Source organism: Erysipelatoclostridium sp. MSK.23.31 (assembly GCF_019125875.1).
Lineage (GTDB): Bacteria > Bacillota_I > Bacilli_A > Erysipelotrichales > Coprobacillaceae > Thomasclavelia > Thomasclavelia ramosa.
Map to the genome: position 1 here is coordinate 1 of NZ_JAHOCB010000069.1, position 12010 is coordinate 12010.

Annotated in this window: 10 protein-coding genes and 1 pseudogene; 2 read left to right on the top strand and 9 right to left on the bottom strand. The window is 27.1% G+C overall.

Annotated elements, in window-relative coordinates; translation table 11 throughout:
- Positions 1-314, top strand: a pseudogene (locus KSU54_RS17575) (DNA ligase); the annotation flags it as partial.
- Positions 315-695: 381 nt separating this feature from the next.
- On the opposite strand, the gene KSU54_RS17580 reads toward KSU54_RS17575, so the two are convergent.
- Positions 696-1823 carry an MFS transporter gene (locus KSU54_RS17580; RefSeq protein ID WP_008792893.1) on the bottom strand — a complete coding sequence of 376 codons (1128 nt, stop codon included), beginning with the start codon at positions 1821-1823 and terminating at the stop codon, positions 696-698.
- Between the two features lie 125 nt (positions 1824-1948).
- Between KSU54_RS17580 and KSU54_RS17585 the strand changes: the two genes are divergently transcribed.
- A complete protein-coding gene (locus tag KSU54_RS17585; protein WP_008792894.1) occupies positions 1949-2971 on the top strand; it encodes an AraC family transcriptional regulator in 1023 nt (340 codons plus the stop codon).
- Positions 2972-3404: 433 nt separating this feature from the next.
- Here the strand turns inward: KSU54_RS17585 and KSU54_RS17590 are convergent, their stop codons facing one another.
- The 8 genes from KSU54_RS17590 to KSU54_RS17625 all read right to left on the bottom strand — a co-directional run bounded on the left by KSU54_RS17590 (position 3405) and on the right by KSU54_RS17625 (position 11946).
- Complete coding sequence (locus tag KSU54_RS17590) at positions 3405-4862, bottom strand: 6-phospho-beta-glucosidase (RefSeq protein WP_008792896.1); 1458 nt, start codon at positions 4860-4862, stop codon at positions 3405-3407.
- Position 4863: 1 nt separating this feature from the next.
- A complete protein-coding gene (locus KSU54_RS17595; protein WP_008792897.1) occupies positions 4864-6207 on the bottom strand; it encodes a PTS sugar transporter subunit IIC in 1344 nt (447 codons plus the stop codon).
- 3 nt (positions 6208-6210) lie between these two features.
- Positions 6211-6516: a PTS sugar transporter subunit IIB gene (locus KSU54_RS17600; protein WP_008792898.1), complete on the bottom strand. Its 306-nt coding sequence runs from the start codon at positions 6514-6516 to the stop codon at positions 6211-6213.
- A 2-nt stretch (positions 6517-6518) separates the two neighbouring features.
- Positions 6519-6833: a PTS lactose/cellobiose transporter subunit IIA gene (locus tag KSU54_RS17605; RefSeq protein WP_008792899.1), complete on the bottom strand. Its 315-nt coding sequence runs from the start codon at positions 6831-6833 to the stop codon at positions 6519-6521.
- A 310-nt stretch (positions 6834-7143) separates the two neighbouring features.
- Entirely contained in the window at positions 7144-9735 is a 2592-nt protein-coding gene (locus KSU54_RS17610; RefSeq protein ID WP_117792685.1) for a PRD domain-containing protein, read from the bottom strand.
- 1339 nt (positions 9736-11074) lie between these two features.
- Complete coding sequence (locus KSU54_RS17615) at positions 11075-11320, bottom strand: hypothetical protein (protein ID WP_008792903.1); 246 nt, start codon at positions 11318-11320, stop codon at positions 11075-11077.
- 16 nt (positions 11321-11336) lie between these two features.
- Entirely contained in the window at positions 11337-11696 is a 360-nt protein-coding gene (locus KSU54_RS17620; protein ID WP_008792904.1) for a hypothetical protein, read from the bottom strand.
- A gap of 79 nt (positions 11697-11775) precedes the next feature.
- Positions 11776-11946: a hypothetical protein gene (locus KSU54_RS17625; RefSeq protein WP_008792905.1), complete on the bottom strand. Its 171-nt coding sequence runs from the start codon at positions 11944-11946 to the stop codon at positions 11776-11778.
- Positions 11947-12010: the final 64 nt, after the last annotated feature.

Below are 12010 nucleotides of genomic sequence, written 5' to 3' on the forward strand. Positions count from 1 at the left end.
TCTGCGGATATATTCAAAAAGACAACAATATGACAAGTTTTATATTAGGTAAATATGATTCAAGTAATAATTTAAAATACTATGGGCATGTCACCTTAGGTGCAAGTATAAGAACATTAGATCAATACAATTACACTATCATAAAGCACCATCCATTTAATTGTAATCTACCCAAAGGAAATGATAATGCAGTTTGGATAGAACCTAATTTAGTATGTATAGTACAATACATGCCTTCTAACAAAGAAGGTATGCGTCAACCTGTTTGCAAAGGTATTAGAGAAGACAAAGAAACAAAAGAGTGCAGAGAATAATGGTTCCTACTTGGTTTTAGACAATCATAAAATTAGAGGATTCAAACTATTGAATTTATCAACAGCATTTAAATCCTCCTTTTTATTTATACTCTAAAGTAAGAAATAACCAAAATAATCTATACTTTTTTATTCAAATGTTTTAATAACGTTACCTGATATTCTGGTTTTTTTTATATTTTTTTGTAATACTTCTTCAAAACATTTTTCTAATTCACTTATATTAAAATCTAAAATCATAGTCATTTCATTTTTCTGAAAGAATAATTGGTTTGCACTCTTACATCATTTTATTTATATAATCAAAAATCACTTGATTTATATAGTTATCTCCTATGACATTTTTATTTGAACCACACTACCAAATCATTAGTATATATTCTATGTGAAATCTTTTATAATGTAGGCAACAAGCATTAAAACTATATAGCTAAGTCCAGCTATAAAAAACTGATGACTTAATGTATCACTAAAGTATGATAATATAGCGCCAAAATATGGAGCAATGAAAGAGCCTAAACTTTGGAAAACTAATAATGTTGTTGTCCCTTTATTACCATAAATTCCTACCTTTTCTTGAAGAAATGGTACAAATGCCATATATCCATACCCTAATATAAAAGCTGATAATAATGTTAATAACAGACTTCTAGATGCTGAGGCTATTACAAACGAAATTGCACATATCAAATAAAATAATATAAGTGATTTATTCTTCAGCTTATTATAAATATTGCCATACATTGCTCCTGATACTAAAGATCCTGCAGATATAAACATGACAAGTAAAGAGCCATCTTGTACAGACCCATATTCGTTTAATATTAACAATGTAGAACACTTAATAACAAAAAATGTTGCTAGAGTTACTGAAATAAAAGAAAGTACTGCATATAGAAAAATTTTACTCCAACATATTTTTGACCCACTATGTTCATTAGAACTTTGAACATCTGTAACATTTGGAACATATAAAAAAACTATTAAAAAAACAATAAATGATACTAAATATGTTAAAAAAGAAACATTCCAGCCAAACATTAGAAGTTGACCAGCAATATAAGTACAAATCAGACTACCTAATCCTCCAACACTCCCTTGAAGTCCTATCATTTGACTTCTTGTTTTCCCATCAAAGAAATAAATAATCATTATTAATAACGTTGAGGAGATAAGTCCAACTCCAAATCCAAAAAGTAGTCTTGTAACCATCATAATAATTATATCTTGAAAGATATATGGTGCTACACCGCCTAATCCACACAATAGCAGTCCTATTAGAACTGTTCTTTTATTTCCTATAACACCAGAGATTAAACTACTACACAGGATTGCTATCATCATTGACAATGACGGTATGGTTGTTATTAGTTCAATAATATGTACTGGAACATCGGAAAACGATTCTGCAATAGCAGGTATATTCCCGGCTATTGCATTTATGGATGCTGTAACAACAGCACAGCTTAATAAAGCAATTTTCAATAATATATTTTTATTTTGATTCATCTTTCCCTTTCTCCTTTCATTTCATGTTTATCATAACATATAAAAACTGTATTTATAATGATTTAAAATAATCAATATTATTGATTATTTTTAATTTTATAATATAATTTATATAGGTGATTGTGATGAATATTATAGAGGAATTATATTTTTTTAATAAAGATGAATTGTTTTTTAAAAAATATTATTTTTTGGATAAGACTAAACAAAATATTGAATATTTTTATAAAGAAAATCAAAATGATGCTACAAATCTTAATATTGCACTACATCCCGAATCTCTACCAATCTATCATTATGAAGATGATTTTATAAAAAAAAATCATAATATTTCTATTATAAAACACCCTCGTTATATTCCTTACTTTGAGCATAAACATGCTTATTTCGAAATTTTATATGTTCTAGATGGACAATGTGATAATACTATTTTTGATACTGAACTATTATTAAAAAAGGGTGATTTTTGCCTTATAGCCCCTCATATTTCACACGGTGTTAAAAATTTTGATGATAATTCTATAGTTATCAATATTTTAGTTAGAGAAAGTACTTTCCTAGATACATTTATGAACTACATCAAGGATAAAGATTTATTAAGTATATTTTTTATAAATCATCTTTTTTCTAAAACTAAAACGAAATATCTTATTTTTCATACTCATGGTGACTCTCAAATATTAAATTATGTATTACAAATGTATGAAGAACATAAACAGATGGATATCTATTCTGATCGTATTATTTGCAGTATGTTTTCTATATTAATGTCATTACTTAATAGGAACTATAATAAAGACATTACAATTTCTCAAAATAATATAATCAAAAATCTTCCTGATTTTCAGATTATTGATTACCTACTTAAAAATTATAAACATGCTTCTTTAGAAAATATTAGCAAAGAATTCCATTATACCGTTCCTTATTGTTCTAAACTTATCAAAGAGACGACAGGATATTCATTTTCAGAGTTACTAACAAAAATTCGTATGCAAAATGGTAAAAATCTTTTACTTAACACAAGACTTTCTATTGAAGCTATCAGTCTTAATCTAGGATATAAGAATCCAGAAACTTTTATTCGTGTTTTCAAAAAAAATTATCTTATAACACCACATCAATTTAGAAAACAAGCTAACTTATAAAATACTTTCACTTGATTCATGGTGTATTTTACGGCACGACCAATTGTTATTTTTGTATCATTTATTTTTACTCTTCGATTTATTACAGTTTCAAATAATTTATCAATATAATAATGATATTTTTTCATTTTCAAACCTGGTATATTGTAAATGACTCATCTATATCGTCATTTACAATATACATATCCTCTCTATCAACCTTATATAACCGTGGTTGATTACGGTTTTATTCATTTGTAAAATTGAATTTGTGAATATGGATTTGTATTTCATTCCTGTGACTTTGACTACTTAGAGGAGGTTCTTACCACACCTTATTCCAAAAACAATGATTAGTAAGATGAGTCTTTGAATTCGTATTTTGAACCAGGTTTTGTGGTCTAAGTGTTGTGGATAACCATTTTCACATATTTCAACAAAGAAAATTATATCTTTAATCTAAATCTTCTCCATTTGATGCTATAACTTTTTTATACCAATAAAAAGAATCCTTTTTATATCTTTTAAAAGTTCCTTCTCCTTGGTCATTTGCATCAACATAAATAAAGCCATATCTCTTTTTCATTTGACCTGTTGATGCAGATACTAAATCTATACACCCCCAAGAAGTATATCCCATAACCTCTACACCATCTAAAACTATAGCATCTTTAAGATTGTGCAAATGTTCTTTAATATATCTGATATGATATTCATCATGAATCTCACCATTTTCTAATTCATCTATACCACCAACACCATTTTCAGCGATAAACAACGGCTTTTGATAACGATCATAAAAAGCGTTCAAAGTCGCTCTTAATCCTAACCCATCGGTTTGCCATTTCCACGCACTTTCCTTTTCTTTAAGATAAGGATTCCTTAAGGTTGGAAACATATTTCCCTCACCCTTTTCTGCATATGCATTAGGATCAGCACAAGTTAAATGTGAAGAATAGTATGAAAATGAAATAAAATCTACTGTATTTTCACGTAATATTTTTTTATCATCATTTTTAAATGGAATGATTATCTTCTTATGTTCTAACTCCTTTAATTTATATACTGGATAATATCCACGAGCTAAAACATCAGCAAAAAAATAATTATTTCTATCCACTTCATATGCTTGCCAAATATCTTGAGGCGCACATGTATATGGATAAGTTATTCCTCCCGCAAGCATACAACCTATTTTATTTTTTGGATTAATCTCATGAGCTATTTTAGTTGCCCATGCACTTGCTATCATTTCATGATGTGCAGCTATATAAATTTGTTGTAATTTTTCTTCTTCACTTCTAACAACTACTCCAGCTGCAAAATAAGGTAGAGCTGTTATACAATTAATTTCATTAAAGGTTAACCAATATTTAACAAGATCTTTATATCTCATTAAAATTGTTCTTACATATTTTTTAAAAAATTCAATTGTTTTTCTGCTTTCCCATCCTTGATATTCCTTAACCAAGTGTAATGGGATATCATAATGAGTCATTGTAACTAGTGGTTCGATTCCATACTTATGACATTCTTTAAAAACATCTTCATAGAATTGTAACCCTTCTTCATTAGGTTCTTCTTCATCACCATTTGGAAAAATACGCGACCAAGAAATAGACATTCTTAATACTTTAAAACCCATTTCTCCAAATAATGCTATATCTTCTTTATAATGATGATAAAAATCAATACCTGTTCTTGAAGGATAATATGTATCATTTTTATCATTAAAATTATCTAAATTTCCCATCATTACAGAAAAACGATTACACCCTTGAGGAACAAGGTCAACATGTCCCATTCCTCTTCCGCCAATATTCCAAGCTCCTTCACATTGATTGGCAGCAATTGCTCCCCCCCATAGGAAATCTTTCGGAAAGTTATCTCCATTTGATTTTTTGTTTATCATTTTATTCACCTACCGGTTCCATATTTTGAGCATTTTCTTTTTCTTGAGTTAACAACTGATTATCATATACTTTAAAGAAAGGATACCAAATAAAAATAGTTACTATTAATGCTACGATTTCAAACACAATCATACGCCAGTCTAGACATTTAATAAAACTATTAATAATGATTGGGAATGTTCCAGTAACCAAAATGTAAAATGGAGTTATTAATCCAAAAGCACATGCTAACCAATAAAAAATTGCAATTACAGTTCCACTCAATACAAATGGTATCATTAAAATTGGATTAAACATAATAGGTGCACCAAATATAACTGGTTCAGAGATTCTAAAAATTGCTGGTACGATTGATGCTTTACCAAAAACACTTAATTGTTTGGATTTTGCTTTTTTAAGGCATAGGATAACAAGAGCTAAAGTATTTCCTGTTCCACCTAATAATGCAATTGCTTGTGTCATAAAAATTGGATGGAAGATAGGTGCTTGTCCAGCAGCAAATAATTCTGCATTAGCAGCGAACGCTGCCATTGTAATTGGCGTTGTTAATGGCATAAATACCATCATCCCATGAACACCACAGCACCACATTACAAGGATAAGTACAGATACAAGAATTGCTCCTGGTATAGAGTTTACAGCTGATACTGGTTTTGCTAAAATTGTTTCAATTAAAGATGGTAAAGAACTACCTGGAATAAAATTACTAATTAATAAATTTACTGAAAAGAATAAAGTCACATTAATTACCAAAGGTACAATTGAAGAAAACATGTCTGACAAAAATGGTGGAACACCTTCTGGCATTTTAATTGTTATTTTCTTTTGCATACAAATTCTTGTAATTTCAACAGTAAGTAAACTTACAATAATTGAAGTAAATAACCCTTGTGAACCAAGATAAGTAGTATTAATCATTGAAGCCACATTTCCATCAGCCAAAGCTACATAATTTGCTGGTGCAGCAACAATCATAAAGATAATCATTGATGTAAATCCTGCATTCATTTGAGATAATTTATAACTTCCAGCTAAATAATAAGCAATAGCAAATGCCGAAATTAATGAAAGCATTCCCATTGTCATGTTAAATGGTATTAAAATTGTTGCTTTATATGTTTGTGAAAAATTGTACCAACCTTCAAAAATTGACCAGAAACCACCTTGAGCAATTAAGTCAGCTGTCACAGGTGGATTAGCAATAATCATAAAAATTGCTGATACTAAAATAAAGCTGACTGTTGCCATAAACCCTTTTTGCATCGCTGAAAAGTGCCTTTGAGCACCAAAGAAATTAGCAATAGGTGTAAGCTTTTCTTGAATAAATGTCATAAAACTATTCATGAGTTATTCCTCCTTTCCCAAACAAGCCTTAACCTGTTTCATAATATTTTCCACATTACTCATCCCATAATCCATTGGGGAAATTTTTTCTACAGGCACATCAATTGCATTAGCTTTAATTTCGTTATATTGATAAGAAATTTGTGGACCAATAAGAATACAGTCAAAATTTTTATATACATTTAAATATTCACTCATTGGAACAGCTCTAACTTCTAATTCAATATTTTTTTCTTTGCCCCATTTTTGCATTTTGTTCATTAGAATACTTGTAGATAGACCATTTGCACATATTAATAGTATTTTCATAACTATTCTCCCTCATATTTTTCTTTACGCATTTCAATCATTTCTTTAATTAAATCAATTGCTAACATGCAAGTCATTAAGTGATCTTGTGAATGAATCAATAACACACTAATATCTGTTTTTTCACCATTAGCTTCAGCAACCAATAAATCCATCTGACCTTTATGAGCCAAGTTCACTTCCTTTTGGCTTTGTTCAATTAAATCGTCAGCTTTATTAAAGCAACCTTGTTTAGCTTTACTTAATGCTTCGAAAGCTAATGATTTCGCTTCCCCTGCATGAGCAATAATTGTAAAAGCGATTTGTTCTACATCCATTGTTTCACCTCATTTTTTTAAAATCATTAAACAAACTCTTATAATTGATCGATCTTTATATTTTCCTTGTTCAACGATATCAATATACAATGAATTATAAGCTTCTTCAAATCCTTTAAAATGTGGATATTTCTTTCTTTTTATACACTAATTTTTTAATTTATACACTTTTATTCTTTTTTGATTTATTTATGTAGTATATTGAAAAAATATGAAACAATACGCAATTTTTATCTTCACGTTTTTTACAATAATATGATGAAAAAATATACACTTTATACACTAAAAAAATAAAATCTAACTTTTAAAGCTAGATTTCTTTAATCAGTTTAATAAGAATTGCTATATCTGAGTCAGATAATGTAATTTCATAAACATTCTCAATATTCGAAAATATATCACAAAGATAATTATATATTCTCTTATTTGCTAGTATTATTTTGTTATAATCATCAATTTGTTTAATTTTTTGTTGATGTACTAGTTGATATATAAGATTACTTATATGCATAATTAATCCTATCTTTTGATTCTGATTCAAAGGATATTTTATATCAATTTTGTTAATTGTATTAAGTAATATGTCCTTTAATAAGTCGATATCAAAATCTGGCATTTGTTCTTCAATATTTTTAAAAATCAATGAATATTTTACCCTTTTTTTTGTTTGGAGGTATTTGCCATTCACACTAAATAATTCCGATAACTTCTCAACAGGTACATTAAATAATTTAGAAACTGAAACAAATGAAATTCCGTGTAAATGAGGGTCAAACGTTCCTACAACATACAGTATATTATATTTGTCTTTTAAATGATTGATTTGTATAATAAGCTGATTTTTGCTCCCCATAGATAAAGGAACAATATCAATATTTTGGAATTCAATATTCTTTTCTAAATATTTTTTTATTTGCAAAGCTCCCCCTTCACCACTCATGCATAATGTGATAATAATATTTTTTTTAAGTTCTCTTTTATAATTATTTACAATAGATGGGAAATATTTTTCATAACAATCATTCATATTTGTCATAATTAAATCCAAATCATAAATTGTTTCTATTTTTCTAGCACATTCTAATGCAACTAAGGTCGTTGGAGATATTATAAAGTGAATGTTAATACCGGTTTCATCTGCAATTTCTTCAGCCATGGTCTTTAATGAACCCATATCATACATCATTAGTATACCTTTTCCCATATCAATTTCTTTTATCAGGGATTTTAATTCATTATATGCATCCATTGCTTCTTTATCTAATGGTAAATTATAAGCATAGACTTTATTTGTCCTTACTAAGGATTTTACAACCTCTACAAGAGAAGAAGCCGTTTGATTACCGTGCATAGCAATTAAAAAAACTGGAAATCCATCATCTTGCATAATTGGATTTTTTTGACAAATAAACATAGTTATTAAAGAAGCTTCTTCTAACTCAATATGTATATTTAATTGTTCTTCTATCGTATCTAAGAGTTGTAAACTCAATACATATTCTTTATGATTTTCATTTATCATTTTTTTAATATTATTATCATTATAATTTCTTACTTTTGGATGATCTATAAGAGATTGTATATGCAAACACAAACCATAAAAAATTGAATCAGAAAAAACACGATTCAATTTATAGGAAGCATTATTTAAAAATTTTTTTACAATCTGAATAATTTGATAATTTACTATTTTACTTAGTGACGTTTCATCTATATTTTGATCCTCTATTTGTTTTGTATATTTCTTTAATGTTATATTTATATTTGAATCTTGGAACAAGCTTTCATTATAAGTGTTATCTTTCAAATAACTGTATGTAGCCAAATGTTTTTCTAATAAAGAATCATCTTTTATTTTTTCAACAAATTCTTTTGAAAACCTATATAAACAATTATGAGAAATAAATTTTAATTCCGGTACATGATTTTTATAAAAAATTAATCCTTTTTTCACATATTTAGGCAAATCATCTAAATATATATGAATGTCTAAATTATTGTATTTCATTTCTCTTAAATGGGCACTCGCACATCCGCTTTTTATATCAGTTATTAATTGTTTAATATTTTTTTCACAATGATATAATAATAAACATTGTAATACTTCAAAATCAACAATAAAATTTTTGTCTATTTTTTTTGCTTCATTTTTTAAAGTATCTTTTATAATTTCAAATCTTTCATCTAAACTTCTTTCCTCTAAATCCGGAAAATCAATAATTACAGGCATACTATCAAAATAGTTCTTTTCAAATTCTACATCTACATTTTTTCCCGAAGAAAAAATTAAAATAAAATTTTCTTTTGATTGTAAAGTTATAAAATCATATATAATTGAACGTTTATCTTGTGATATTAAATGTATATTATCGACAAATAACATCCCATTCTTAAGTTGTTTTAAAAATTCATTATCTTTTAAAATATTTATCAAATCATTTTCGTGATTCATAAAATATTTACAATTAATTTTAGATAATTTGATATCGCTAGAAATTCTTTTAGTTTCTTTAAGATGATGAAATAATGTTTGAACAAAAAAACTTTTTCCAACACCACTATTCCCAATGAGAAGGAACGTATAATTTTTATTAGGGTACATTAATTCTGAATGAACTATTTTAATAGCATTTTTTAAACTACCATTATACCCTATCATTCTTTGAAATATCATATTATATTCTTCTTCTATTTGATTAAGAGTGATAAACCTATATAAAACTGGTCTACCATCTATTTTTTCTAATTTATTATCTTTAACTAATTGATTAAGTATTGATGATAAATTTGTTCTTTGCATATGAAAATGTTCAACCAATTCTTGAGTTGTAAATAGCTTATCTTCATTATCCATACTTACCATTCTTTGTATATATGATAAAACCAAATCCTTTTTTTTCATATGTATTCGCCCTTCATTCATCAAAATTTAAAAACAATATGTTTTTTTTATTAAACTTTGGCATTGTCATATAAAAATTAATCTTATTATAAATTAATTTTTATATACTCCATCATTCCTACGCCTATAATCATTATAATTAATCAATATAAATTATTCAATATAATAGAAAACAAGTAAAAAAAACAGTTGCCTAAACAGACTTCTTATAAATCTATTTAGACAACCACATTTTAAAAGTTATTAAATTTTCTAAATATTAACATATCCTTTTTTATATAACTATTTACCAGAAACACATCCACTATCCACAGGTATAACAACACCATTTATAAATGATGTTGCATCTTCACACAAGAACATAACTTTTATCAAGAACTCTCATACATTCATCAAAACCTTTTTTATATCTATTGTCCATGAATCATTTAAATTTATCCTGGGGATCAATAATAATTTTCCCATTTTCCTTAGCACACTTTTCAAAATCAGCTCTAACAATTATTATTTTTTTCACCATATCCTTCAGAAACAGGCGCTATATTTTTTTTGTTATCTAAATCATCATGAATCTTATCATTATTCTCACTCATGGTTCTCATCTCCTTTTTGTACCATTAACTGATACAGCCGTAATTGTACAAATGACACTTTACAATTGTATCATTATAGACGTTTCTTAACGAAGGAGTATTTATATATTCTTCATAACTTATTGCCTTTATTGTATTGCTCATTTTTACTGTATCCCTTAACTAATTTTAAGACTAATTCTTCCCATACAAGTGCTTCTGTATTGTTTAAGCACGATAGAACTTCTAACCCAGCTACTAAGCCTCTATTAGCTAATTCATTTATAATTTCACTTATAAGCAATTAGCTGTTTCTTGCGCTTCTGTATGCTTTTTTAAGAGTGATGCTAATTCTTTATTTTCTATCTACATCACTCAACTTCATTTTTAATAAACTCAACACCTAAATTATTCAATACTTGTTTTATGCCATTTAAAACATGTAACAAACGCTCTTCTATTGTTAATTTACTCATCTTTCTTTTTTATCCTCTATTAAAATAGATTTCTTATATTGCTGCACTCTTTAATCATAACAATCATTTCATTTGCTTTTTCTTCTATTGTGTTACAAAATCCATCAACTGCTTTTTCTTTATCTATGTCAGCTTGGAATATATATTCTTCGCTACCTGTACAATAAGGCATCAAATAATTAATTGTACATACATTATGAGATACTGTGATATTTGTAATTTATTATTGGAGTTAAACCTGGTAAAAGTGATTATCCACAAAACAGTAATACTATTTCACCAGATAAAAAGTTAGAGAAGTATTGGAAAAAAGTATTCAAACCATTGAAAAATGAAGAAATAGAAAATATATACATCATCATTTTTTCCAAAAACAACTTTATTTTTTAAATTACTAAGATGCTTTTCTGCACCTTTTAGAGTTTTAAAAACTTTTGGTTTTTGCATATTAAAATAGCTACTTGGATAAAGATATGTGCCGTCCATATCACTATATGTTCCTGCATAAATTCCATCGTTATATTTGATTACATACATTTTTCATTACCTCCTTTTAATCCAAGCTATCTTCTAAAATACTTTTTAAGATTGAACGTACATAATCATATGAACGCTCTCGTTCTTTCTGCTCTTCTTTTGTATATCTATCATAAGAATATCCACGGGTATTAGTTTTTCCATACCCTCGGAAAAACAATTTCTCATTATTTTTGCATTTAAAATACACATATCTAAATTCAAAATTGAAATTCTTATATATAACATAAATACTATTTACATCATTGCTGCGTATACTTATTTCAATTTCTGGATTAATTTTATTAATTTCTTCTTGAATACATTCTTTTATTAACAAAGCATATTTCTTTTCATAATTTTCCAGTTCTTCTTTAAATTTCTTAATTTTATTCATTTCAATTTCTCTTTTTATTCAGCCTCATCATAGAGTTCACTAACATGATAAACAACTATAGCATCATTAAATGCTTTATTTATTTTATCGCTGTTTTTTTCCAGCCAGTCTTGTCGTTTTTCTTCATTCTATTTAATCCACGATTTTGGTACTTCATACAGTATTGAAAGTTGTATTCATCTTTCAATTTAGCAAACTTTAAATATTCATACTCAAATCGGGTAAGTTTAATTGTTTCTATTTTTAACATTTTTTACCACTCCTTATAAATGCCAGGATTCCTGCAAATGCTTCATTTCTCCATTTTTCTATTC

Bases quoted from the DNA above. Each gene is read 5' to 3' on its own strand.
- KSU54_RS17580 (WP_008792893.1), bottom strand. From the start codon at position 1,823: ATGAATCAAAATAAAAATATATTATTGAAAATTGCTTTATTAAGCTGT.
- KSU54_RS17585 (WP_008792894.1), top strand. From the start codon at position 1,949: ATGAATATTATAGAGGAATTATATTTTTTTAATAAAGATGAATTGTTT.
- KSU54_RS17590 (WP_008792896.1), bottom strand. From the start codon at position 4,862: ATGATAAACAAAAAATCAAATGGAGATAACTTTCCGAAAGATTTCCTA.
- KSU54_RS17595 (WP_008792897.1), bottom strand. From the start codon at position 6,207: ATGAATAGTTTTATGACATTTATTCAAGAAAAGCTTACACCTATTGCT.
- KSU54_RS17600 (WP_008792898.1), bottom strand. From the start codon at position 6,516: ATGAAAATACTATTAATATGTGCAAATGGTCTATCTACAAGTATTCTA.
- KSU54_RS17605 (WP_008792899.1), bottom strand. From the start codon at position 6,833: ATGGATGTAGAACAAATCGCTTTTACAATTATTGCTCATGCAGGGGAA.
- KSU54_RS17610 (WP_117792685.1), bottom strand. From the start codon at position 9,735: ATGAAAAAAAAGGATTTGGTTTTATCATATATACAAAGAATGGTAAGT.
- KSU54_RS17615 (WP_008792903.1), bottom strand. From the start codon at position 11,320: ATGTATGTAATCAAATATAACGATGGAATTTATGCAGGAACATATAGT.
- KSU54_RS17620 (WP_008792904.1), bottom strand. From the start codon at position 11,696: ATGAATAAAATTAAGAAATTTAAAGAAGAACTGGAAAATTATGAAAAG.
- KSU54_RS17625 (WP_008792905.1), bottom strand. From the start codon at position 11,946: ATGTTAAAAATAGAAACAATTAAACTTACCCGATTTGAGTATGAATAT.